At 59.3% G+C, this 21,910-nt stretch carries 21 protein-coding genes; 20 read left to right on the top strand and 1 reads right to left on the bottom strand.

Features of this window, described 5'->3' with window-relative positions:
- Nucleotides 1-4: 4 nt before the first annotated feature.
- Nucleotides 5-1,201: an NnrS family protein gene (locus AC2FJB_RS09670; protein ID WP_496718156.1), complete on the bottom strand. Its 1,197-nt coding sequence runs from the start codon at nucleotides 1,199-1,201 to the stop codon at nucleotides 5-7.
- Between the two features lie 246 nt (nucleotides 1,202-1,447).
- On the opposite strand from AC2FJB_RS09670, the gene AC2FJB_RS09665 reads away from it, so the two are divergent.
- From AC2FJB_RS09665 to AC2FJB_RS09570, 20 genes are all read left to right on the top strand, one after another.
- Nucleotides 1,448-3,124, top strand: coding sequence for a cytochrome D1 domain-containing protein (locus AC2FJB_RS09665; RefSeq protein WP_496670869.1), 1,677 nt, complete (start codon nucleotides 1,448-1,450; stop codon nucleotides 3,122-3,124).
- A 124-nt stretch (nucleotides 3,125-3,248) separates the two neighbouring features.
- The gene (locus AC2FJB_RS09660) at nucleotides 3,249-5,033 is read left to right on the top strand and encodes a NapC/NirT family cytochrome c (protein ID WP_496718155.1); all 1,785 of its coding nucleotides are present in this window, start codon (nucleotides 3,249-3,251) and stop codon (nucleotides 5,031-5,033) included.
- Between the two features lie 53 nt (nucleotides 5,034-5,086).
- A complete protein-coding gene (locus tag AC2FJB_RS09655) occupies nucleotides 5,087-5,488 on the top strand; it encodes a cupredoxin domain-containing protein (protein ID WP_496718154.1) in 402 nt (133 codons plus the stop codon).
- A 198-nt stretch (nucleotides 5,489-5,686) separates the two neighbouring features.
- Complete coding sequence (cobA, locus tag AC2FJB_RS09650; protein ID WP_496718153.1) at nucleotides 5,687-6,448, top strand: uroporphyrinogen-III C-methyltransferase; 762 nt, start codon at nucleotides 5,687-5,689, stop codon at nucleotides 6,446-6,448.
- Nucleotides 6,441-6,824 carry a c-type cytochrome gene (locus AC2FJB_RS09645; RefSeq protein WP_496718151.1) on the top strand — a complete coding sequence of 128 codons (384 nt, stop codon included), beginning with the start codon at nucleotides 6,441-6,443 and terminating at the stop codon, nucleotides 6,822-6,824. Before cobA ends, AC2FJB_RS09645 begins: the two co-directional genes overlap by 8 nt.
- Nucleotides 6,821-7,966: a cytochrome D1 domain-containing protein gene (locus tag AC2FJB_RS09640; protein WP_496718150.1), complete on the top strand. Its 1,146-nt coding sequence runs from the start codon at nucleotides 6,821-6,823 to the stop codon at nucleotides 7,964-7,966. Before AC2FJB_RS09645 ends, AC2FJB_RS09640 begins: the two co-directional genes overlap by 4 nt.
- Before the next feature lie 3 nt (nucleotides 7,967-7,969).
- A complete protein-coding gene (gene ahbB, locus AC2FJB_RS09635) occupies nucleotides 7,970-8,959 on the top strand; it encodes a siroheme decarboxylase subunit beta (protein ID WP_117873474.1) in 990 nt (329 codons plus the stop codon).
- Nucleotides 8,956-9,405 (top strand): Lrp/AsnC family transcriptional regulator, encoded by a 450-nt coding sequence (locus AC2FJB_RS09630; RefSeq protein ID WP_496718149.1) that lies wholly within the window; start codon nucleotides 8,956-8,958, stop codon nucleotides 9,403-9,405. The genes ahbB (AC2FJB_RS09635) and AC2FJB_RS09630 overlap by 4 nt, the downstream gene beginning before the upstream one ends.
- Entirely contained in the window at nucleotides 9,402-9,884 is a 483-nt protein-coding gene (gene ahbB, locus AC2FJB_RS09625) for a siroheme decarboxylase subunit beta (protein ID WP_117873478.1), read from the top strand. Before AC2FJB_RS09630 ends, ahbB (AC2FJB_RS09625) begins: the two co-directional genes overlap by 4 nt.
- 3 nt (nucleotides 9,885-9,887) lie before the next feature.
- The gene (gene nirJ, locus AC2FJB_RS09620) at nucleotides 9,888-11,102 is read left to right on the top strand and encodes a heme d1 biosynthesis radical SAM protein NirJ (protein WP_496718148.1); all 1,215 of its coding nucleotides are present in this window, start codon (nucleotides 9,888-9,890) and stop codon (nucleotides 11,100-11,102) included.
- Nucleotides 11,077-12,630 carry a cytochrome D1 domain-containing protein gene (locus AC2FJB_RS09615; RefSeq protein ID WP_496718146.1) on the top strand — a complete coding sequence of 518 codons (1,554 nt, stop codon included), beginning with the start codon at nucleotides 11,077-11,079 and terminating at the stop codon, nucleotides 12,628-12,630. Before nirJ ends, AC2FJB_RS09615 begins: the two co-directional genes overlap by 26 nt.
- On the top strand, nucleotides 12,587-12,850 hold the full coding sequence (locus tag AC2FJB_RS09610; protein ID WP_496718145.1) for a hypothetical protein: 264 nt from the start codon (nucleotides 12,587-12,589) through the stop codon (nucleotides 12,848-12,850). The genes AC2FJB_RS09615 and AC2FJB_RS09610 overlap by 44 nt, the downstream gene beginning before the upstream one ends.
- Nucleotides 12,851-12,939: 89 nt before the next feature.
- Entirely contained in the window at nucleotides 12,940-13,404 is a 465-nt protein-coding gene (locus AC2FJB_RS09605; protein WP_496718144.1) for a DUF2946 family protein, read from the top strand.
- Between the two features lie 44 nt (nucleotides 13,405-13,448).
- Complete coding sequence (locus AC2FJB_RS09600) at nucleotides 13,449-15,572, top strand: 4Fe-4S binding protein (protein WP_496718315.1); 2,124 nt, start codon at nucleotides 13,449-13,451, stop codon at nucleotides 15,570-15,572.
- A 14-nt stretch (nucleotides 15,573-15,586) separates the two neighbouring features.
- Nucleotides 15,587-17,494: a TAT-dependent nitrous-oxide reductase gene (gene nosZ / locus AC2FJB_RS09595; RefSeq protein ID WP_496718142.1), complete on the top strand. Its 1,908-nt coding sequence runs from the start codon at nucleotides 15,587-15,589 to the stop codon at nucleotides 17,492-17,494.
- A 3-nt stretch (nucleotides 17,495-17,497) separates the two neighbouring features.
- Nucleotides 17,498-18,754 carry a nitrous oxide reductase family maturation protein NosD gene (locus tag AC2FJB_RS09590; protein WP_496718139.1) on the top strand — a complete coding sequence of 419 codons (1,257 nt, stop codon included), beginning with the start codon at nucleotides 17,498-17,500 and terminating at the stop codon, nucleotides 18,752-18,754.
- Entirely contained in the window at nucleotides 18,744-19,637 is an 894-nt protein-coding gene (locus tag AC2FJB_RS09585) for an ABC transporter ATP-binding protein (RefSeq protein ID WP_496718138.1), read from the top strand. Before AC2FJB_RS09590 ends, AC2FJB_RS09585 begins: the two co-directional genes overlap by 11 nt.
- Entirely contained in the window at nucleotides 19,634-20,455 is an 822-nt protein-coding gene (locus tag AC2FJB_RS09580) for an ABC transporter permease (protein WP_299898324.1), read from the top strand. Before AC2FJB_RS09585 ends, AC2FJB_RS09580 begins: the two co-directional genes overlap by 4 nt.
- Nucleotides 20,452-20,967, top strand: a complete 516-nt coding sequence (locus tag AC2FJB_RS09575) for a nitrous oxide reductase accessory protein NosL (protein WP_496718137.1) — start codon at nucleotides 20,452-20,454, stop codon at nucleotides 20,965-20,967. The genes AC2FJB_RS09580 and AC2FJB_RS09575 overlap by 4 nt, the downstream gene beginning before the upstream one ends.
- The gene (locus AC2FJB_RS09570; RefSeq protein WP_496718135.1) at nucleotides 20,964-21,860 is read left to right on the top strand and encodes an FAD:protein FMN transferase; all 897 of its coding nucleotides are present in this window, start codon (nucleotides 20,964-20,966) and stop codon (nucleotides 21,858-21,860) included. The genes AC2FJB_RS09575 and AC2FJB_RS09570 overlap by 4 nt, the downstream gene beginning before the upstream one ends.
- Nucleotides 21,861-21,910: the final 50 nt, after the last annotated feature.

The following is a 21,910-nucleotide window of genomic DNA, read 5'->3' as shown; positions in this document are numbered from 1 at the left end:
AGCTTCAGGTTTGTTTCACGGCACGGGGGCCCGTCAGGGCAGGCCACATGGCAAACAGGTACAGTCCCGTTGCGGCGATCCAAAACCCGTCTGCGGTCAGCATCGCTGTCATGTAACCTCCCGCCAGTCCGGACCCCAGCCAACGCACAAGCGCAGCAACCGCCATCAAGCCATAGGCAATCGCCATGGGCTTTGGCGCGACAAGGGGACGACCGCTGTGGCCCAAGGCGGCGCGGCTCATGACGGCAAGGGTCATGCCGCCAACGCAACCGATGCCCAGAACGTGGAGCGCGCCGATCTCATTTCCCATTCCATTGGCTGCCAACCCCCAAAGAATCAGACCCAAGGCCAGCATCCCGAGGCCCAGATGCAGGGCGATCAGGATCGGTTGACGCAAAGCCCATCCGGTTCTCCAACGCGCCATGCGCATCATTTGAACACCACCCATCGCCAGGGCAACGCTTCCCGCAAGAGGCCCAACATCAAATGCAAGCACAAGCAGGGGCAGCAGCAGTGCCAGAATCATCGTCGCCCTGTCCAACCAGGCCACAGATACCGGCCACGATGCTTCGGGTTGACCAGCTCTCTTCATTGCATTGCGGGTAAAAGCTGGCGTAATCCGGCCGCCCAGGATCGCAATCATCGAACACAAGGTCAAAAGCCCGGCCCGGATGCCGGTGTTCAGTGTATCCACCGTGACCCCCATCCATTCCAAGTGAACCATTACATTCGAGGCCAGAAGCAAAACCAGAAGATACAGAAACACCACATTCTGAGGCTTGGGCCGACGGACCAGTTGACTGGCAATCTTCAGCGCCAGAATGGGAACAAAACTCAGGTCCACGATCGCGACGACCATGGGTGACAACGCTCCGGAAAACCAGACCGTCAGGCGCCCGGCCATCCAGATCAATGCGACTAGCGTGATAAAACGGGCCCGCGCCTCGGGCGCACCAGTCCAGTTCGGCACGGCGGTCAGAAAGAAGCCGCCCAGAGCGGCCGTTGCATATCCAAAAATCATCTCATGAGCGTGCCACATGACCGGGGGCATGGCGTAGCTTTGTTCCATGTAAGGCATCAGCCCGTCCAGCGACGCCAACCACACGCCCCACGCGACCCCTGCAAACACACCATAAAGACCCGCCGAGAGGAAAAAGACCCGGAACCCTTCACTGAAAACACGTGCGATTACAGCTGTCATGCCTGCTCTCCATAGCTTTTCCCGCCGTTGAGCAATGTGTAGTTCCTTCACGATGCGGCGCCCTTAACCGAAATCAAGACAAGGCTTAAAGATGCGGTAAAAACACAAGATTTATTGAGGGGTTTTGACCTGAGTTTTCTGTCCAAAGCGCTCAGTCTGCACCTTTCCCGTTGACTTTGGTCAAGGATGACATCCTCGTGATGCTTCACTCTCGGCGGTGCCTCACCACGCATATGGAGAGTGATCATGTCACTTGGAATCAGCTACAACAAAACCGGCCGCGCCTTCGGGGTCGGATTGGCAATGTTGTTGGGCAGCGTCGCTGCTCCGACATTCGCCGAAGAGCCAACATTAAGCGATGAAGCCTTTGAGGCTTCCAAGCAGCTTTACTTTGAACAATGCGCAGGTTGTCACGGCGTTCTGCGTAAAGGCGCTACAGGCAAAAGCCTTGAACCGCATTGGAAAAAGACCGCGGCCGACGGTACCGTAACCGAAGGCGGCACCCTGCAATTGGGCCAGGAACGTCTTGAGAAGATCATCGCCTGGGGGACCGAGGGCGGTATGAACAACTTCTCGGACATCATGACCGAGCAGGAAATCAAGGATATGGCGACCTATATCCAGATGGAGGCCCCAAAGCCGCCGGAAATGTCGCTGGAACAGATGATGGCGACCCGCAAGGTCTATGTCGAGGAAGAGGATTATCCGACCGAGCCCCTTCATGGCCGCAACTGGGAAAACTTCTTTGTCGTCATCGAACGTGACGTGGGCAAGGTGGCCGTGATCGACGGTGACACCAAAGAGGTGCTGACCCATATCCCGACCGGTTATGCGGTGCACGTTCTGAAAGCATCCGAGCACCATGCGCTGGAAGAGCCGGAACAGCCCGGGCGCTTCTGGTACACCATGGGACGCGACGGCAAGATGACCAAGATCGACCTCTGGCAGACGCCGGACAAGATGTTGGTTTCCGAGGTCAAGATTGCCTATGACGCGCGAGACGTTGCCGTATCCGGCGATGGCAAATATGTCATCGGTGGGGGCTACTGGCCGCCGCACTTTGCAATCGTTGATGCCCAGACCATGGAACCGGTCAAGGTCGTATCGACCCGCGGTGTGAACGTCGACGGTGACTATGTGGAAGAGGCCCGCGTGGCCGCTATCTATACCACTCCGAACGAGCCCACCTGGATTGTCGCGGTGAAAGAGCTGGGGCAACTGTGGCAGGTCGATTATACCGATCTGGACAACCTTCGGATCGACAAAATCGACAGCGCCAAATTCCTGCATGACGGGTTCTTTGACCCGACCGGCCGGTACTTCCAGATCGCCGCAAACGCGTCGAACAAGATGGTGGTTGTCGATACCGAAACCCACAAGCTTGAGGCGATGATCGACACAGCCGCATTGCCGCACCCAGGTCCGGGGGCCAACTGGGTTGACCCGAACTGTGGCCCGGTTGCTGGTACGACCCACCTTGGCGTTGGCACCGTGACAGTCTGGGGTAACGACCCCGAGAACCGTCCGGACGATGCCTGGAAGGTCTGCTACGAAGTGGAAACCGACGGCCCCGGCCTGTTTGTCCGCACCCACCCGAATTCGGATTACATCTGGGCTGACCAGACCAAGCATCCCGAACCGGAAGTGCAGCAATCCGTGCAGGTCATCTCGAAAGAGACCGGCGAGATCGTGAAAACGATCCAGATTACCGAGGACGAAGGCAGCGCCGCTGTTCACTTCGAATTCAATGCTGACGGTACCGAGGTCTGGGTTTCCAAATGGAACCTGTCGGACTCGAAAGAACCCAATGGTCAGATCGTGATCTTCGACGCCAAGACGCTGGAAGAAATTGGTCGCATCGAAGGGCTGTATGCCCCGACCGGCAAGTTCAACGTCTACAACCGTTCGAACCACGTCACCTGACGCGTTCGCAACCATCACCGGAAAGGGCGGGCCCCTCGCCCGCCCTTTCCTCGTTTAAGACATCAGCCAAACTCACCGGCCTGCCACCCAAGGCCAGACAAGACAGCCAAAACGGAGCCCGGATATGACCTCCGAACCGGATAAGAAAAAACCGATCTGGCGCCGGTATTTCCTGTGGGGAATGCCTGTGGCCGGTATCGCCGCGGCCTTTGCCGCCGGCATCATCTTCTGGGGCGGGTTCAACACTGCCATGGAAGCCACCAACACCAAGGATTTCTGTATCTCGTGCCATGAGATGCGCGATTTCGTCTATGAGGAATATACCGGCACGATCCACGATGTGAACCGCTCGGGCGTGGGCGCTGTCTGTTCCGACTGCCACGTGCCCAAGGACTGGACGCACAAGATGATCCGCAAGATCAAGGCGTCGAAAGAGCTCTATGGCAAGATGGTCGGTACCATCAACACCCGCGAAAAGTTCGAGGCCAAGCGTGTGCATCTGGCGATGAACGAGTGGGAACGGATGAAGGCGACCGACTCGCGCGAATGCCGCAACTGCCATGACTTTGAGTCGATGATGCCCGAGTTCCAGAAACCCCGCGCGCGTCAGCAGCACCTGAACGCGATGGAGATCGGCCAGACCTGTATCGACTGTCATAAGGGGATCGCCCACTCGGACGCCCGCGACCGGGCCGAAGAAGAATATCTGGAACAGCTTGAGGCCCCGAACCCGGCCTTTATCCGCCCGATTCCGCCCGAATACATGGCCAGTCTTGAGCGGATCGAAGCTAAGGAAACTGCAGAAGCCGAGGCGGAAAAAGCAGCCAAGAAAGCTCAGCAGGAGGCGGTCCAGGCACAAATCGCAGCAGCAGTTGACGCGGCTGTGGCCGAAGAGCGCGCCAATGCCTCTGGCGATGCTGCCGCAGCGCCTGCAGGTGGTGGTGGCAATGTCGGTTCAGATATCGACTGGAATGCCGTCGCCGCTGCGGATCTGAAACTGTTCTACCCCGGTCAGGCCTCGTTCGAATGGGTGCAGAATGGTAAATTCCACGGTGGGGCGCGTCCTCTGACCAAAGGTGGAGATCAGTGTACAACCTGCCACGCCAAGGAACTGGACACGATCGGCAACAAGATCGTTGCTGGTGGCGAACTGGAGCCAACACCGATCCCCGGCAAGCGCGGTATCATCGACGCAACCGTTCAGGCGGCCCATGACGACGAGAACCTGTACATTCGTCTTCAATGGCCTGATGCGGGTCACAACCCTGCCCCGTTCGTCGATGGCGGCAAGATGGATCCAGACAACCAGATCAAGGTTGCCATGATGATCACCGGCACCGGTATCGAGCTGGGCGATCAGGTGGGTTGCTGGGCCTCGTGCCACGCTGACAACACGTATATGCCTTTTGCGCCCGAAGCGGATGCGATTGCTGCAAACGCAGAAGTTGCCGGTCGCCTCAGCACACAGGACAGCGTAACCAAATACATCAGCGAAAGTCGCACGGATGTTGAGGTCAAAGGCCGCCGTGGCAAAGCTCTGGGTGGCTGGGACAAGTTGCAGGCCGCAGAACAGATCGAGCAGTATCTGGCCGACGGCACCTATCTTGATCTGATGCGTGTCTACGCTGACGGCAGCGCCACCAACGGCTATCTGCTAGAGCAGCGCGTGGTCAATGATGGTGAAATCGCCGCGTCGGCTGAACTGTCCGGCGGCATGTGGACCGTGGTCTTTACCCGCCCACTGAACTCAGGGACGCCCGGTGATGTGCCGCTGGAAGCAGGCCAGACCTATACCGTCGGCTTTGCCATCCACGACGACTTCGCTGCTGCAAGGTTCCACCACGTGACGCTGAACACCAGCCTGGCACTGGATGACGACAGCGCGTTCATCAACGTGGTCAAACAATAACGGTTCGGGGCCGGTTCATCCGGCCCCACCATTTTGGAAAGGAGACATGGACCATGAAACCCCAACGCCTTCTTCCTGTGCTGTTGCTTCTGGCCGCGCCCGCCTGGGCGGACGAGACCGCCGAAATCTGTGCCGAGGCTGAAGAGCGCTACGTCGAGCTGTTCGGAGAACCCTCGTCCGCTGTCGAGGACGCTGAAGTGGTACTTATGTATAAATACAATTTTTGCCCGTCCGAGTTGACGGTTAAGGCAGGCACAACTGTCCGGTGGGTGAATGTCGACAAACGCACCAGCCACTCAGTTCTGTTGAAAGACGGAAGCAAACCTGAAAGTGATCGCCTGTTCCCGGAGGAATCAGTTGAGCTGACCTTCCTCACGCCAGGCCCACAGGACTATCTGTGCGGCCCGCACTGGGAGACACAGAACATGATCGGAATGATCACCGTCGAACCCTGAAGCAAGGCACAATACAGGCAAGATGAAGGAGCGCGGAGGCAAATCCCGCGCTCCTTAACTTATGTCAAGGAGGTTGGTTATCGAATGGGCCAGTCTTCCCTCAAGACCCGCCCGGCTCACCCAGCAACGTCTTGCAAACGCAACGGATCTGCATGGGACACCGGGTTACGAAGACTTTCAGACCAAGCGAGTTTGCACATGAGCGGTAAGGTATTTCTGATTGGCGCAGGCCCCGGCGATCCCGAACTGATGACCCTGCGCGCACTGCGGATGCTGCAAGAAGCGGATGTAGTGGTTTATGACAGGCTGGTGTCAGCCGACATTCTGAATTTACACGCGGAAGGCGCACGGCTGATCCCTGTCGGCAAAGCCCCCAAATGCCACACCGTTCCGCAGGACCGCATCAACGAAATACTGCTCGAAGAGGCCAGCGCTGGTCACACGGTTGCACGGCTGAAGGGCGGCGACCCCATGATCTTTGGTCGCGGCTCGGAAGAGGCTGCTTACCTGATTGCCCGCAGTGTTGCTGTCGAGTACGCACCGGGCATTACGGCAGCCCAGGGGGCGTCTTGTTCGACGGGTGTGCCGCTGACCCATCGCGGGCTGGCAACCTCGGTTCAATATGTCACCGGGCACAGGCAGGCCGACAAAGTGCTGGATCTGGACTGGAAACGTCTTGCCGATCCGGACTCGACATTGGTGGTTTATATGGGCGTTGCCAATATCGGTCAGATCGCCATGGGGCTGATGACCGAAAACCTGCCGGGCTCGACACCGGTTCTGGCAGTGGGCAAGGCCACAACACCTGATGAGCGTCGTCTTGTGTCACGGCTTGACCAGCTGGCCACGGATGTGCGCGCAGCCGAGCTGAAGGCGCCGACGCTGTTTATCATTGGCAGGGTGGTTTCGCTCTATGCCGAACAGCCTTTGACCGAGCTTCTGGAACAGGCCCATGGCTAAGCTGGGAAGAAGAGACCGAGGGATTGACCCAACACTTGCCGGCAGATCGCCGGGGCGGTCGGGATGGGCTGGGCGAACCTGCCTGACCATTGCGGTTCTGGCCGCGACCTCCGCCTTCGCGGCTGATGTCATCGACCCCGACACCCTGAAAAGACTTGTGCATCAGGATTGCGGTTCCTGTCACGGCTTATCCCTGAAGGGCGGCCTTGGTCCGGACCTGCGCAGTGAAACACTGGGCCACTACGACGCGGATGTTTTGACCAGCGTCATCCTTGACGGCATCCCTGACACCGCGATGCCCCCATGGCGGCCTCTGATCAGTGAAGAAGAAGCCGAGTGGATCGCCCGTTACCTGCTGGAACAGGAGTCACAATGAAACACTTCATCCTTGGCCTTGCAGCCACATTGATGATGTCCACGGCTCAGGCTGAACCAACCGCGACAGGCGATCTTGGCCTCGTCATTGAACGTGCCAAGGGCTCGGTTCTGCTGGTGGATCAATCCGACCGTGCAGCTCTGGCCCGGATTGAGGGGTTGGGCGATCTGTCTCATGCATCTCTGGTCTATTCGCCCGATGAACGGTTTGCCTATGTGTTTGGTCGCGACGGAGGACTGACCAAGATCGACATCGTGACCCGTCAGGTCGTGAACCGCGTCGTGCAGGCCGGAAACGCCATTGGAGGAGCGATATCGGACGATGGTAAGCTTGTGGCTGTTTCGAACTATGAGCCCGGTGGCGTGCGCGTCTTTGATGCGGACACTCTGGAGATGGTCGCTGACATCCCGACCGATAGCAAAACCATCGGCTTGGTCGATGCGCCGGGTCGGCGGTTCGTTTTCACGATGTGGGACACTGGGGAAACCTGGATTGCCGATTTCGCAAAGGGCGCACCAGAGATCACCAAAATCCCGGACATGGGCAAGAACCCCTATGACGCGCTGATCACTGCCAATGGCCGCACCTATATCACAGGTCTGTTTGGCGAGGACGGCCTGACCGCGCTGGACCTGTGGGCCGAAACACCCGAACCGATCCGGGTTCTGCCCGATTACGGGCGTGGTCAGGAAGAAATGCCGGTCTACAAGATGCCTCATCTGGAAGGCTGGGCTCTTACGGGTCGCGAGTTTGTTTTGCCCGCTGTCGGCCATCACGAGGTTTTGTGGATCGATGCCGATACCCTGACCGAAACGGGACGGACCAAAACCCACGGGCAACCAGTCTTTGCAATGGCGCGTCCGGATGGGCGGCAGGTCTGGGTCAATTTCGCCCACCCGTTGAACGATACGATTCAGGTGATCGACAGCGTCAGCAAAGAGATCATCCACGAATTCAAACCCGGCCCGGCCGTTTTGCACATGGAGTTCACGCCGCGCGGGCATGAGGTCTGGATCAGCGTGCGCGACGCCAACAAGGTCATGGTCTACGACACGCATAGCTTTGAAAAACTGCGCGAGATCGATGCAGACAGCCCGTCCGGCATATTCTTCACTGCTCGCGCCCACAGAACAGGGCTGTAACCGATGCGACATATTACGGACCCGATCGACCGCCGTCTGCTGGACGAGTTTCAACGCGATTTTCCAGTTGCTGAGAGACCGTTTCAGGTGTTGGGTAACGCTCTCGGGCTGGACGAGGCCGAAGTCATCCATCGCCTGTCTCGGATGCGCGCCACAGGCCGCATTACACGGGTTGGTGCAACCATCACGCCCGGCGCGGTGACGGCCAGCACCCTGGCTGCCGTGTCGGCTCCGGAAGATCGATTGGAGGAGGTCGCCGCCCAGATCGATGCTGAACCCGGTGTGAACCACAATTATCAACGTGAAGACGCGTGGAACCTGTGGTTTGTCGCGACCGGGCCGGATCGCGCGCATGTCAACAATACCCTTGCGCGGATCAGTCGATCCACCGGATTGCAAGTGCTGGACTTGCGGCTGGTGCGTCCTTTCAACGTGGATCTTGGGTTTCGCATGACTGGAGGCACCAAAAACGTGCCCACAGCGCGAAAGGTCGATGCATCTGTCATGCGCGAGGGCGATCGTTGCCTGCTGCAGTCTCTGAGTTCCGGGCTATCTTTGGTCTCAGAACCCTACGCCGCTCTGGCTCGTTCGCTGAAAAGGGATGTCATCGACGTGATGGAGCGGGTCGAAGCCTTACATGCCGCCGGAATAATCTCGCGGCTCGGCGTCATCGTGCGTCACCGGGCGCTTGGCTGGTCGGCCAATGCGATGGTGGTCTGGGATCTTCCAGCCGAGCGGATCGACACCGCTGGTCCCGCTTTGGCCGCCTACCCAGGGGTGACTTTGTGCTATGAGCGTAATCCGGTGCCCGATGTCTGGCCATATCGCCTGTATTCCATGATCCATGCCAGAACCCGAAGCGAGGCCTTGGAAACATTGGCGGGTGCGATTGCACTGACCGAACTGGCCGGAGCACGGCACAAGGTTCTCTTCTCAACCCGCTGTTTCAAGCAGACCGGAGCGCTGATTCAGGCCAAGGAGGCTGCCGCATGACGCTGGACCAAACGGATCGGGCGATCCTGAATCGCGTGCAAGATGATCTGCCACTGACCTCGCATCCTTACGCAACCGTGGCCGCAGAGCTGGGCCTGTCCGAGGCGGAATTGCTGACGCGTCTGAGTCGCATGAAAGAAGACCGCGTCATCACGCGCTTCGGTCCATTTTTCGACGCCGCGGCCATGGGTGGGGCTTTCTGCCTTTGTGCAATGGCCGTTCCAACCAAAGATTTCAAAACCGTCCTGACCAAAGTCAATGCACATCCCGAGGTGGCCCATAATTATGAACGCACGCACCGGCTGAACATGTGGTTCGTGCTGGCCACCGAAACACCCGAGGGGATCGAGGCCGCCGCCGATGCCATCGAACGGGAAACGGGGATCTGCGTTCTACGTTTCCCCAAACTTCAGGAATTCTTTATCGGCTTTCGGGTAGCGGCATGATCGACGCAACAGACAGACAGATTATCGAGGCGCTGCAGGGGGGCTTACCCCTGACCCCGGCCCCGTATGTTCAGGTTGCCCACGAGCTGGGGCTGCAGGAAGATGATTTGCTTGAGAGACTGTCATCCCTCAAAGCGCGCGGGGTGATCCGACGGATCGCCGCAGCCCCCAACCACTATAAGCTGGGCATGACATCGAACGGCATGACCGTCTGGGATGTACAGGATGACCTGATCGGCGAACTGGGCGCTCATATCGGGGCCCTGCCCTTCGTCACCCATTGTTATGAACGGCCTCGCGCTCTGCCCGACTGGCCCTACAACCTGTTCGCCATGGTCCACGGCCAGTCGCGCGACGAGGTCGAAGACAAACGCGGCCAGATCGCCGCGATTCTGGGATCGGCCTGCCGGGGCAGCGACATCCTCTATTCCACGCGCATCCTGAAAAAGACCGGGCTGCGCCTGAGACAGAAAGGTTGATACATGTTCCGCCTGACCGAATACATGCATCAGCTGGTCAAACCGACTCCGGTGCGCAAACGTCGCCCCGGCGCGGTAAAGCCGGTTGTGATCTGGAATTTGACGCGGCGCTGTAACCTGAAGTGCCGCCATTGCTACACCGTCTCGGCGGATGTCGCGTTCCCGGGTGAGCTCAGCCATGAGCAAGCCATGGTAACCCTTGAGGATCTGGGCCAATTTCGCGTCCCGGCCCTGATCCTCTCGGGTGGGGAACCGCTGGATCGGTTCGATTTCTTCGACATCGCAAAACGGGCCCGTGATCTGGTGCCAATGCTGGCCTTGTCGACCAACGGCACCCGGATCTACGACGAAACGGCCGATATGATAGCGGATGTCGGATTCAACTACGTCGGCATCTCGCTGGACGGGATTGGAGCGACGAATGACTGGTTCCGTGGCGTCGAGGGCGCTTTTGCTGACGCCCTGCGCGGCGTGCGCGAATGCAAAAAGCGCGGTATCAAGGTCGGCCTGCGGTTCTGCCTGACCGAAGGCACGCAACATCACTTGCCTGACTTGCTGACACTGTGTGACGATGAAGGTGTCGACAAGTTCTACCTGTCTCACCTTGTCTATGCGGGGCGCGGCGACAAGAACCGGGGTGAAGACGCCGAACATCAGCGCACCCGCAAGGGTCTGGACCTGTTGCTGGAACGCGCCTGGGAGGCCGCATCGGGCGGTCGTCCGTTGGATATCGTGACGGGGAACAATGACGCCGACGCGGGATATTTCCTGAACTGGATTCGCGCGCATTTCGACGCCGAAAAAGCGGCACATGTGCGCGAGCACCTGGCCGCGTGGGGCGGAAACTCGAGTGGTTTGGGTGTCGCCAATATCGACAATCTTGGCCGGGTCCACCCGGACACTTATTGGTCCGATTACACAGTCGGCAACGTAAAGACCAAATCGTTTTCCGAACTCTGGACCAGCGATGATCCGATGCTTGCCATGCTCCGCACCCGCCCACGCCCGCTGAAGGGGCGCTGTGGAGCCTGCGAACTCAAGGACGTGTGCGGCGGCAATACCCGCATCCGCGCCTTGCAATTGACCGGTGATCCATGGGCCGAGGATCCAGCCTGTTACCTGACCAACCAGGAAATCGGTGTGGATACCGCAGGTGAGCGCCTTCAGGTCACACCGTTCCGGGGGAAAAGCCATGATCCGGCGCATCAGTTCTTTTAAGACACTCACGGTCAGCACATTATGGTCCCTACTTCTGGCAGGAACCGCATGGGCGGATGCCCCGTCGGACTACGCTGAACATTGTGCTTCATGCCACGGCGAAAACCGTCTGGGCGGAGTTGGCCCCGCGCTGATCCCGGAAACACTCAAGCGCATGCGGGGCCCGCGGGTAGCTGCCGTGATTGCCGAAGGTCGCACGGCGACACAAATGCCCGCATTCTCGCACGAGCTGGATGCTCTGCAAATCGAGGAACTGGCAGGCTGGTTGAAATCGCCGTTGGAATCCGATCCGGAATGGGACGAGGCTGAGATTATGGCCAGCCGGACGCTGGACGAGGAATATGTGCCGGTGGATACACCCGTCTGGGACAGCGACCCAATGAACATCACGCTGGTCGTCGAGACCGGGGATCACCATGTCAGCGTTCTGGACGGGGATACGTTCGAAGTGCTGGACCGGTTCGAAACTCCTTTCGCCGTTCATGGCGGACCGAAATTCAGCCCGGATGGGCGTTACGTCTTCATCATGTCCCGCGATGGGTGGGTTCAGAAGTACGACATTTGGGCACTGAAACAGGTGGGCCGTGTACGTGCCGGCCTGAACAGCCGCAATATCGCCATGTCCGGCGATGGCAAATGGGTGGCTGTGGCGAACTACCTGCCCAACAGCCTGACAGTGTTGTCCACCGAAGACCTTTCAGTCGCAAAGGTCATCGAGGTCAAAAGCAAGAAGGGCCTGCCCAGCCGCGTTTCCGCTGTCTACCAGGCCCCTCCGCGGGAAAGCTTTGTTCTTGCGCTGAAGGATGTGCCCGAGATTTGGGAAGTGTTCTACGGCGCCAATCCTCCGCAATCCGGGCTTGGTCATGATTTCCGCATCGAAGGCCAGTTCAAGAACCCCGACCCCTTCCCGGTGCGCAAGATCACTACGCCTGACTACCTTGACGATTTCTTCTTCGACCAGAGTTATGAATATGTCATGGGAGCGTCCCGCGATGGCAAGGGCGGACAAGTGATTGATCTGGTGATCGGGCACAAGGTGGCCGATCTGGATTTGCCCGGAATGCCACATCTGGGCTCGGGGATCACATGGAAACACGGCGATACGACCGTGATGGCCACGCCGCACCTGACAGACGGCGCCGTGTCGGTGATCGACATGGAAAGCTGGGAAACCGTCAAACGGATCAAGACCGAGGGCCCCGGGTTCTTCATGCGCAGCCATGAGAATTCGCCTTATGTCTGGGCCGACGTTTTCTTCGGCCCCAACAAGGACGCAATGCATGTCATCGACAAGCAAAGCCTTGAAATCGTAAAGACCCTGCGCCCCGCTCCCGGAAAAACCGTGGCCCATGTCGAGTTTACCAGGGATGGCAGCCACGCACTGGTTTCGATCTGGGAAGATGACGGCGCCGTAATCGTCTATGACGCGCAGACGCTGGAAGAGGTCCGCCGCCTGCCGATGCGCAAACCTTCGGGAAAATACAATGTCTGGAACAAGATCACCTTCTCGGAAGGAACCAGCCACTGAGGGAAAGTGGCCGGTTTGGAAACTGGCCATCCTGCTGTATCCGGCCACGGCGTTAACCGTGGCCATCAACCTGTTTTTGATCGGCCTTATCCTGCACAGCGTCGGGTTCGGTGCAATCGAACCGGTTCCGGCAATACTCTGGTCGATTCCGCTGGGCATTCCTGCGGCATGGTTGGCCGGTCGGTGGGTGCGCGGATTGATGGACGAGGCCGACGGGTAGGTGCAATTTGTCAGGCACCTGACCTAAGTCAAGTCTCCACCTGAGAGAATCCCCTACGGTTCAGAAAAGAACGCCGAGCTGGATTCTCAATGCCTACCTTCCGCCCCCCGCATAGCCTGTTTGATCGCGTGTCCCGCGCGGTGTGCGGTTTGGTGGGTATTTTCCTTTTGCTTTTGCAGATGCTTGGCCCGGTGCTGGCGAGTCCCGGGGACAGCATGTGGATCGAGATCTGCTCGGAGGCAGGGGCGGTCTGGGTTGAAGTGGACCTTGAGGAAGGCACTGATGACCCGACCGCACCTTGCCCGAAATGCGCCGATTGCGCGCTGTGCGCGGTGACAACGGCAGCGCCGCTGCCTGACCAGCCATCGCTGACGCAATCGGGAAATGTACGGATCGTACCCGCTGCAATCGAGGATCTGTGCACTTTGTACAACTCAAGGCGACTGTGGCCCGAAACCCGAGGGCCCCCGTTTGCTACCCAAGAAGAATCTGAACGCGCCCTGCGCGCGTCCGTGGCGTCCACCCTAGCAATCGGAGGTGCGCCGTGGTCGTAAGACGCGCAATCCATTTCCTGCTGGCTTTCACCCTGTCCTGCCTGATGGCGATCAGCGCCCATGCCGACAGCCTGGCCAGTTTCCTGCCCGACATCGAACCTGCCGATCTGGCCCCCGGTGCCGATGCCTTTGGCCCGGTGCGCGATGACGTCAAGGTCGCCCCCGTCCTGAAGGGCGGCGAGACCGTTGCCTGGGCATTCCTGACCTCGGACTTTGTTGGCACGACGGGTTATTCAGGCAAACCGATCCACGTCGTTGCCGCCATCGATAACGATGCTGTGTTGACCGGAGTGCAATTGGTCAAGCACTCGGAACCCATCGTGCTGATCGGCATCCCCAATTCCCGCATGGTTGAATTGACCGAAGGCTATGCCGGCCTTGACCTGAAGGTTGAAGCTGAAACCGGGGGTGAGGGGCACGACCTCGACATCATCTCGGGCGCGACCGTCACGATCATGGTGATCGACGACAGCCTTGTGCGTGGCGGCATCAAGGTGGCGCGTGCGTTGGGTCTGGGCGGCTTGTCGCCGTTGCAGGCCGATGGGCCAAAGCGCGAAGTCGATATGGCGCAGAATGCGGTCCATGACTGGTCGACCCTGTCGGGTGACGGCTCGATCCGGCGGCTGACGCTGGATGTCGGGCAGGTCAATGCCGCCTTCGAGGCCACCGGCGACCAGCGCGCGATCAAACGCCCCGAGCCGGGCGAACCGGATGACACCTTCATCGACATGCATATGGCGCTTGTCTCGGTTCCGTCGATCGGCAAATCACTGCTAGGCGACGCCGAATACCAGAACCTTGTGAACTGGTTGGGCGAGGGCGAACAGGCCATTCTGGTGCTAGGTCGCGGTACTTACAGCTTCAAAGGGTCAGGCTATGTGCGCGGCGGGATTTTCGATCGGATTCAGTTGATCCAGGGCGACAACTCGGTCCGGTTCTTCGACAAACAGCAAGTACGCCTTGGCAAGGTTGCAGCCCCTGATGCACCCAGTTTCACTGAGCTGGATATCTTCAAGATTCCCGCCGATGCCGAGTTCGACCCGACAGAGCCGTTCCGCCTGCAACTGCTGGTACAGCGTGCCGTGGGTGCAGTTGAGAAAACCTTTCTGACATTCGATCTGGGCTACAAACTGCCCGAGCAGTATCTGTTGCCCGTTGCAGCCCCAACGGTTGTAGAGGATGCAACCGGCGAAGCCGCCGCCAAAGCTGCCCTGTGGCAGCGCATCTGGAAGGATCGCACTGTCGAAATTGGCGTTCTTGGCGTCATGCTTCTGGTGCTGACTGCGACGTTCTTCTTCCAATTCCACGCGACGATGAATGCACGGGTCTTCTACTGGTTCCGAATCGGTTATCTGACCATGACCCTGTTCTTCATCGGCTGGTACGCCAACGCGCAGCTGAGCGTGGTGAACCTGATGGCGCTGGCGGGCAGCTTGCGCACCGGGTTCTCCTGGGATGCGTTCCTGCTGGACCCGCTGGTCTTTATCCAGTGGTTCGCGGTCGCTGCCGCGCTGCTGTTCTGGGGGCGTGGCGCCTATTGCGGCTGGTTGTGCCCGTTTGGTGCGTTGCAGGAGCTGACCAACAAGATCGCCCGCGCGCTGAAAGTACCGCAATGGACTCTGCCCTGGGGACTGAACGAGCGCCTGTGGCCTGCAAAATACATGATCTTCCTCGGTCTCTTCGGCCTCAGCTTTGTCTCGATCCCGTTGGCCGAGAAATACGCCGAGGTCGAGCCGTTCAAAACGGCGATCATTCTGAAATTCATGCGCGACTGGCCTTTCGTGGTCTTTGCGCTGGCCCTGCTGGGAATCGGGCTGTTCATCGAACGGTTCTACTGCCGCTACCTCTGCCCGCTGGGCGGAGCGCTGGCCATCCCCGCCCGAATTCGCATGTTCGACTGGCTGCGCCGCTACAAGGATTGCGGCACTCCCTGTCAAACCTGCGCCAACGAATGCCCCGTTCAGGCGATCCATCCCACCGGTGAGATCAATCCGAACGAGTGCGTCACCTGCCTGCATTGTCAGGTGCTCTACCAGTCCGAGGACAAATGTCCCGTCGTTATCCGCCAACTGAAACGGCGGGCCAAGACAGGGTCGGTCCAACCAAAGACCCCCCTCGGACAACCACCGGCGAACCATCCGAACGCCAAACCGCAATCCGTTTCCTAAAAGGAGGAACGAACATGTCGGAACATGACAACAAACTAACCGTCACACGCCGCGGGATGCTGGGTGCAACTGCAACCGGCGCTGTGCTGGCCGGGACTGGTCTGGGCTCGACCCTGATGACCGCAAAACAGGCGAGCGCTGCGGCCAATGCCAATCTCGAACCCGGCGAGCTGGACGAGTATTACGGTTTCTGGTCTTCGGGTCAGACCGGTGAGTTGCGCATCCTGGGCTTCCCGTCCATGCGCGAACTGATGCGGGTGCCAGTGTTCAACCGTTGCTCGGCCACGGGCTGGGGTCAGACCAACGAGTCACTGAAAATCATGACCGAAGGGTTGCTGCCTGAAACCAAGGAGTTTCTCGCCAAGCGTGGCATGAAAACTTATGACAACGGCGACCTTCACCACCCGCATATGTCGTTCACCGACGGCACCTATGACGGCCGTTACCTGTTCATGAACGACAAGGCCAACACCCGCGTCGCCCGTGTGCGCTGTGACGTGATGAAATGCGACAAGATCACCGAGATCCCGAACGCCAAGGCGATCCACGGTCTGCGTCCGCAGAAATTCCCGCGCACCGGCTATGTCTTTGCCAATGGTGAAGATGAAACGCCGCTGGTCAACGATGGCAGCGTGCTGGACGATCCGTCGCAATACGTGAACATCTTTACCGCGTTGGACGGCGACACCATGGAAGTCGCCTGGCAGGTGATCGTGTCCGGCAACCTCGACAACACCGACTGCGACTATCAGGGTAAATACGCCTATTCGACCTCGTACAACTCGGAAATGGGCATGAACCTGGCCGAGATGACCGAGAACGAATTGGACCACGTCGTTGTCTTCAACCTTGCGGAAATCGAAAAAGGCATCGAAGCCGGCGATTATCAGGAGCTGAAGGGCGTCAAGGTTCTGGACGGACGTAAGGGTCAGAACAAGAAATACACCCGCTACATCCCGATTCCGAATTCGCCACATGGCATCAACACCGCGCCAGACGGCAAGCACGTCTGCATCAACGGTAAACTGTCGCCGACCGTGTCGATCATGGACGTCACCAAGCTGGACGCGCTGTTCGAAAGCGATGCCGACCCGCGGTCCTGCATCGTTGGTGAACCGCAGTTGGGTCTTGGCCCACTTCACACTGCCTATGATGGTCAGGGCAACGCCTTCACCACGCTGTTCCTGGACAGCCAGATCGTGAAGTGGGACATCGACAAGGCCATCCGCGCCTACAATGGAGAGGACGTGGACCCGATCATCTCGAAGGTCGACGTGCATTATCAGCCGGGTCACAACTCTACCTCCATGGGTGAAACCAAGGATGCCGATGGCAAGTGGCTGATTTCGATGAACAAGTTCTCGAAAGACCGCTTCCTGAACGTTGGTCCTCTTAAGCCCGAGAACGAACAGCTGATCGACATTTCGTCGGATGAGATGAAAGTGGTGCATGACGGCCCGACCTTTGCCGAACCGCACGATTCGATCATTGTACGCAGCGACATCGTAAACCCGGTCAACGTCTGGGATCGCAACGACGTCACGTGGGAAGACGCCCGCAAACAGGCCGAGGCTGATGGCATCGATCTGGAAGAAGGCGCTGAAGAACCGATCCGGGACGGCAACAAGGTGCGGGTCTACATGACCTCGCAGGCGCCGACTTTCAGTCTCGAGAAGTTCACCGTCAAACAAGGTGACGAGGTGACGGTTTACATCACCAACCTCGATGACGTGGACGACGTGACCCACGGCTTCTGCCTGGGCAACTACGGTATCGCTATGGAAGTGGCGCCGCTGGCCACCGCCTCGGTCACCTTCACTGCCGACCGTCCGGGCGTGCACTGGTTCTACTGCCAGTGGTTCTGCCATGCGCTGCACATGGAAATGCGCGGTCGGATGCTGGTCGAACCGCAAGGAGCCTGACCCATGCGCTGGTCCCTGTTCATACCGCTCCTGCTCGGCTCGCCCCTTTGGGCGGCGGATTGGGATGTGCCCAACCGGGCGGGGGCCATCAATGAAATACTGGCGCAGGCGGCGGATGGAGACACCCTCCGCCTGAGCCCCGGTGTCTATGCCGAGCATCTCGTCCTGGACCGGCCCGTCATCATCGACGGGCAGGGCCAGGCCACCATTGACGGGCAAGGCACCGGCAGCGTCATCACCGTGACCGGCCCGGGCGTGACCGTGCGCAGTCTGACTGTGATCGGCTCGGGCTCAAGCCATGACGGGATCGACAGCGGAATCCAACTGACCAAGACGGCCCGCGCGCCGCTGGTCGAGAATAATGTTCTGCTGGGCAATCTTTATGGCGTCGACATTCATGGTGCCAAAGACAGTATCGTGCGTGGCAACCGGATCGAAGGACGTTTGGACCAGCGGATGAACGACCGCGGCAATGGCGTCTATGTCTGGAATGCGCCGGGCGCGGTGGTCGAGGGCAATGACATCCGCTATGGGCGCGACGGAATCTTCGTGAACTCGTCCAAGAAGAACACCTTTAAAGGCAACCTGTTCCGCGACCTCCGGTTCGCAGTGCACTACATGTATGCCGACAATTCAGTGGTCAGCGACAATGTCTCGATCGGTAACGATCTGGGCTATGCGGTCATGTTCACGACAAATGTGAAGGTCGCAGACAACGTCTCGATCGGTGACCGTGAACACGGCGTGATGCTGAACTACGCCAACAAGAGTGAGATCACCGGAAACGTGGTGATCGGTGCCAAGGAAAAGTGCACTTTCCTTTATAACTCCAACAAGAACGAGTTCACCGACAACTGGTTCCAGGGATGCGGCATCGGAATCCATTTCACCGCCGGCAGCGAACGCAACCGGATCGTCGGCAACGCCTTTGTCGGCAACCGGACACAGGTAAAATACGTCTCGACCAAATGGGTCGAGTGGTCGGAAGACGGCCGCGGCAATTACTGGTCCGATTTTGCCGCCTATGATGTGGATGGCAACGGTATCGCCGATGCCCCCTATCGCCCAAATGACTCGATGGACCATGTGCTGTGGACCCAACCCGCAGCCAAACTGCTGCTCGGCTCTCCTGCCGTGCAGCTGGTGCGCTGGTCGCAATCCGCTTTTCCGGCACTGTTGCCCGGTGGCGTGATGGACAGCAATCCATTGATGCAACCCCCTGAACCCCCAGCTATGAAAAAGGTGCCTCATGACGGATAAGGCCCTGACTATTGACCACGTCAGCAAGGACCGAGGGCAAACCCGCGTTCTTGACGATATCACCCTGTCTCTTGCCCCCGGCCAGCGCGTTGCGCTGCTGGGCCATAACGGCGCAGGCAAGTCGACCCTGATCAAATCCATCCTTGGCCTGACGCCGATCCATCGCGGAGCCATTCGGATCGGGAACGCCACCCCCGGTAGCGCTCAGGCACGGTGCGAGACGGCTTATCTGCCCGAAGCGGTGTCGTTTCATCCCGCATTGACCGGGCGCGAGCAATTGACCCTTTTCGCAAAACTGTCCGGGACCAAGGCCGATGTGCCCAGCTTACTGGATCGTGTCGGCCTGAGCGACGCTTTGGACCGTCGGATCGGAACCTATTCCAAAGGAATGCGGCAACGTCTGGGTCTGGCGCAGGTGCTGTTGGGCCAACCGAAAGTGGCTTTGCTGGATGAGCCGACAAGCGGGCTGGACCCGATTTCTCGACAAGATCTTTATGCCATCATAGACGAGTTGGCCGCCCAAGGCACCGCCGTCCTGATTGCCAGCCACGCACTGACCGAGGTCGAGGCCCGCACCGACCGTATCGCCATCATGCGAAAGGGTCGGATGGTGGCCGATGATACGCTGAACAATCTGTCGGCGCTGGCCGGTCTTCCGATCCGTCTGAAAGTGCGTGCTAGCGCCAACGCCGATGCCTTGGCTGCTGAACTGGGTGGCAACCGGATCAACGGTGCGTTGGTGGAACTGCTCTGCACCCCCGCTGACAAGATGGAGGCTCTGCGCCGCATCGCCGGAATGGGCGACGCGGTCGCGGATGTGGAAATGACCCCGCCCAAGCTTGAAGATCTCTATCGTCACTACGCGCAGGAGGGACTGCAATGACCCGCTTTCTCGCCATCACCCGCACCGAAATGCTGATCCTGCGCCGCAACCGCTGGCTGCTGGTCGCTACGCTTATCATGGTGCTGTTCGCATTGGCGTTGACCTTTGCGGGCAGCGCGCCAACTGGCACTCTGGGCGTTGACATGCTGACCGTTTCGGTTGCGTCGATGACCACGCTGTCGGTCTACCTCGCGCCCCTTCTAGCGTTGATGATCTCGTTCGACGCCATCGCCGGAGACGTGGACCGGGGCAGCCTGTCTTTGTTGTTGTCCTATCCGGCAGGGCGCGGAGAAATCCTGTTGGGCAAGTTCACCGCACATCTGTCTGCGCTGGCGTTCGCCATGACGGTCGGTTTCGGGACCGCTGGCGCAGTGGCTGCCTTCTTTGGCGGTGCCGGGCCGGAAAGCCTTATGGCTCTGGTCCGTCTCATTCTCACGTCCATCCTTCTGGGCGCCGTGTTTCTGGCGCTGGGATACCTGCTGTCTGCCATGGCTAAGGGGGCTACGGCGGCGGCGGGTCTGTCGGCCGGGCTCTGGCTGGTTTTTGTTGTCCTCTATGATCTGGGCCTGTTGGGGGCTGTCGTCATGGACAAGGGCGGCACCTTTACCCAATCCGTCTTTCCATGGGTGATGGTGGCCAACCCGGCCGACGCATTCCGTCTGTGGAACATCGCTGCGACCGAGGGAGTCGCAATGGCTTCGGGCATGACCGGGGCCGCGCAGGCCCTGCCTGTGTGGGCCGCGCCGGCATCTTTGTTGATCTGGCCAGTGATTGGCTTTGCCCTCGCGCGACTGGCATTCCGGAGGGTCGAGCCATGAAACCCGTCGTCCTGATTGCGTTGATCGCGCTGGCGGCCTGCAAGGAAGAACTGGCCGAAGCCCCCGACCCGGTCGACCTGACCCCTGATGCGCTGAGTTATTTCTGCCAGATGAACATAGCCGAACATGGCGGCCCCAAGGGGCAGATCCATCTGAAGGGATACCCCGCACCGCTGTTCTTTGCGCAGGTGCGAGACATGGTGGCATATCTCAAAAGCCCTGAACGAGATGCCGACATCACAGCCGTCTATGTCAGCAACATGGGCATTGCGCCAAGCTGGCGACAGCCGGGTATCTCGAACTGGATCGCCGCGGATGGCGCGACCTTTGTTGTTGGCGCCAATGTGGCGGGCGGCATGGGTGCGCGTGAAGTGGTGCCATTTGCCGATCCTGCTGATGCAAAGGCATTCATTGAAATCTACGGCGGGACCGCACTGGGCCTGCCGGACATCCCGGATACCGAAGTGCTTGGCCCCGTCGATCTTGAACTGCCGTTGGAGACCCCCGTATGACCGCCCTGTCGCGCCGCCGATTTCTGATCATCTCAGCCGCTTGTGCTGCGGCCACACCGGCCGCGGCCTCTGACGCGCGTTGGCACGGCACCGCGCTGGGTGCCGCTGCAAGTCTGCGTTTGGTCGGGATGACGGATGTTGAAGCTGCACCCATCATAGCGGCCGTTGAGACCGAGATTGCCCGGCTGGAAGATATCTTCAGCCTGTATCGCCCGCAATCGCAGCTCAGCCGGTTGAACCACGATGGTGTTCTGACGGCGCCTGCTCCTGAATTGTTGAACGTGCTGAGTCTCAGCACAGCGCTGCATCAGGCATCGGGTGGCGCATTTGATCCGAGCATTCAACCCGTGTGGAGGGCATTGGCTGCGGGCGCGCGCGCTGACGATCTGGTTGAAGTTCAGCGAGCAATAAGCTGGGAAAAGGTAATTTTCGATGCCTCGACCATTCGCCTGCCCATGCCCGGAAGATCCGCGCTGACGCTGAACGGTATTGCGCAGGGCGCGATCACTGATCGGATCGCCGCACTGCTGCGTGGCTTTGGTCTGAGTGATGTTCTGGTTGATATGGGGGAAATTGCTGCTCTGGGCGCGCGTGGCGACGGTGCGCCCTGGAAAGTTGGGCTGGCAACACCGGATCAGACGGTTCTGAAGCGGATCGCGCTGCGCGACCGTGCCGTGGCGACATCGTCTTCGCTGGCCACTCAACTGAGCCCCGGTCTTGGGCACATCATCACCCCGGACGGGCCAGCAAACCATGAAAGAACGGTTTCGGTTTCTGCCCCGGAAGCGGCAATTGCGGATGGGCTGTCCACTGCACTTTGCGCGGCATCAGCCGACAAAGCGAGTGAGATCATAGTACGTTTCCCCGACGCCCGTATCGAACTGAACGTATGACGAAGGATTACGTTTCTCAGGCAGATCAAGAAAAATTCGCGAAAAGTATG

The sequence above is a fragment of the Ruegeria sp. CDSC085 genome (assembly GCF_059610465.1).
The sequence above is the reverse complement of the archived record's forward strand: the minus strand, read 5'-3'. Positions and strand labels throughout refer to the sequence as shown.

Excerpts from the sequence above, each read along its gene's own strand:
- AC2FJB_RS09670 (WP_496718156.1), bottom strand. The coding sequence starts at position 1,201 with ATGACAGCTGTAATCGCACGTGTTTTCAGTGAAGGGTTCCGGGTCTTT.
- AC2FJB_RS09665 (WP_496670869.1), top strand. The coding sequence starts at position 1,448 with ATGTCACTTGGAATCAGCTACAACAAAACCGGCCGCGCCTTCGGGGTC.
- AC2FJB_RS09660 (WP_496718155.1), top strand. The coding sequence starts at position 3,249 with ATGACCTCCGAACCGGATAAGAAAAAACCGATCTGGCGCCGGTATTTC.
- AC2FJB_RS09655 (WP_496718154.1), top strand. The coding sequence starts at position 5,087 with ATGAAACCCCAACGCCTTCTTCCTGTGCTGTTGCTTCTGGCCGCGCCC.
- cobA (WP_496718153.1), top strand. The coding sequence starts at position 5,687 with ATGAGCGGTAAGGTATTTCTGATTGGCGCAGGCCCCGGCGATCCCGAA.
- AC2FJB_RS09645 (WP_496718151.1), top strand. The coding sequence starts at position 6,441 with ATGGCTAAGCTGGGAAGAAGAGACCGAGGGATTGACCCAACACTTGCC.
- AC2FJB_RS09640 (WP_496718150.1), top strand. The coding sequence starts at position 6,821 with ATGAAACACTTCATCCTTGGCCTTGCAGCCACATTGATGATGTCCACG.
- ahbB (WP_117873474.1), top strand. The coding sequence starts at position 7,970 with ATGCGACATATTACGGACCCGATCGACCGCCGTCTGCTGGACGAGTTT.
- AC2FJB_RS09630 (WP_496718149.1), top strand. The coding sequence starts at position 8,956 with ATGACGCTGGACCAAACGGATCGGGCGATCCTGAATCGCGTGCAAGAT.
- ahbB (WP_117873478.1), top strand. The coding sequence starts at position 9,402 with ATGATCGACGCAACAGACAGACAGATTATCGAGGCGCTGCAGGGGGGC.
- nirJ (WP_496718148.1), top strand. The coding sequence starts at position 9,888 with ATGTTCCGCCTGACCGAATACATGCATCAGCTGGTCAAACCGACTCCG.
- AC2FJB_RS09615 (WP_496718146.1), top strand. The coding sequence starts at position 11,077 with ATGATCCGGCGCATCAGTTCTTTTAAGACACTCACGGTCAGCACATTA.
- AC2FJB_RS09610 (WP_496718145.1), top strand. The coding sequence starts at position 12,587 with ATGTCTGGAACAAGATCACCTTCTCGGAAGGAACCAGCCACTGAGGGA.
- AC2FJB_RS09605 (WP_496718144.1), top strand. The coding sequence starts at position 12,940 with ATGCCTACCTTCCGCCCCCCGCATAGCCTGTTTGATCGCGTGTCCCGC.
- AC2FJB_RS09600 (WP_496718315.1), top strand. The coding sequence starts at position 13,449 with ATGGCGATCAGCGCCCATGCCGACAGCCTGGCCAGTTTCCTGCCCGAC.
- nosZ (WP_496718142.1), top strand. The coding sequence starts at position 15,587 with ATGTCGGAACATGACAACAAACTAACCGTCACACGCCGCGGGATGCTG.
- AC2FJB_RS09590 (WP_496718139.1), top strand. The coding sequence starts at position 17,498 with ATGCGCTGGTCCCTGTTCATACCGCTCCTGCTCGGCTCGCCCCTTTGG.
- AC2FJB_RS09585 (WP_496718138.1), top strand. The coding sequence starts at position 18,744 with ATGACGGATAAGGCCCTGACTATTGACCACGTCAGCAAGGACCGAGGG.
- AC2FJB_RS09580 (WP_299898324.1), top strand. The coding sequence starts at position 19,634 with ATGACCCGCTTTCTCGCCATCACCCGCACCGAAATGCTGATCCTGCGC.
- AC2FJB_RS09575 (WP_496718137.1), top strand. The coding sequence starts at position 20,452 with ATGAAACCCGTCGTCCTGATTGCGTTGATCGCGCTGGCGGCCTGCAAG.
- AC2FJB_RS09570 (WP_496718135.1), top strand. The coding sequence starts at position 20,964 with ATGACCGCCCTGTCGCGCCGCCGATTTCTGATCATCTCAGCCGCTTGT.